The 1,064-nt window shown below is 67.9% G+C and carries 1 protein-coding gene; it reads left to right on the forward strand.

Annotation, left to right across the window (positions count from 1 at the left end; translation table 11 throughout):
- Nucleotides 1-177 precede the first annotated feature (177 nt).
- Nucleotides 178-1,064 (forward strand): IS110 family RNA-guided transposase (locus BJ122_RS18905; protein WP_110782825.1); only part of this gene is annotated, 887 nt, incomplete at its 3' end.

A 1,064-nucleotide genomic window follows, 5' to 3' on the forward strand; every position in this document is an offset into this window, starting at 1 on the left:
AGATTCCTGTATCTGCGGAGTGCTGGTGCACAGTCAGCGCGACGGAGGCCGCTCGGTAGATTCCCGGCCGATCATCTCGCCGTAACCCGGTGCGGGCGCCTCTGTCGGTGTTGCTTGATCGAACAGTCGCACGGGCATTGCCGTTGCGGTGATCGCCCGCATACAGGACCGATCCCCATGACGATTGCACTGCCGCTTGCGGTTGCGGCCGGCGTCGATGCCGGCCAACGTTTCCTCGATGTCGCGCTGGCTCCGTCGGGCCAGACCTTCCGGATGCCTAATCTGGCCGAGGGCATCGCCGAGATCATCGCCCGCCTCGAACGCTCCGGCGTCAGGCGGGTGGTTCTGGAGGCGATCGGTCCCTATGCCGAACCGCTGGTCAGAGCGCTTTCGGTCGCCGGCTTCGAAGTCGGCATCGTCAATCCGCGCCGGATCAAGGCGTTCCGCGAGGCCGAGGGCGGCCGCGCCAAGACCGACAGGCTGGACGCGCGGCTGATTGCGCGCTTCGCTCTGACCATGCCCGAGACCCTGCGCCCCCTGCCCACCGACACCCAACTCGAGCTGAAGGCGTTGTCGCTGCGACGCCGCCAGCTCACCGAGATGATCGCGATGGAGAAGACCCGGATGAAGCAGGTCCGCGGCACGCTCCTGCTCGATAGCCATCGGGCCGCGATCGCCGCGTTGTCGGCGCAGTGCCAAGCCATCGAGGCCGAACTCGCCAAGCGCATCGGCGACGACCCCGAACTCCGCCGCGTCCTTCACATCCTCAAATCGATCCCCGGCATCGGCGAACGGGTGGCTACGCTCCTGATCACCGACCTACCCGAACTCGGCCAGCGCGATCGCAAGGCCATCGCCAGCCTCGCAGGGCTCGCACCGCACGTCAGCCAATCCGGCGCAGCGCCGCCTCGCGCCGCCATCGCCGGCGGACGTCCTTGCGTTCGCGCCGCGCTCTACATGGCCGCCCTGGTCGCCGCCCGCCACCACCCCAAGCTCCGCGACGACTACAACGCCCTTCGCCTGCAAGGAAAACCCGGAAAGGTCGCGCTCATCGCAATCGCCCG

The organism is Rhodopseudomonas faecalis (assembly GCF_003217325.1).
Lineage (GTDB): Bacteria > Pseudomonadota > Alphaproteobacteria > Rhizobiales > Xanthobacteraceae > Rhodopseudomonas > Rhodopseudomonas faecalis.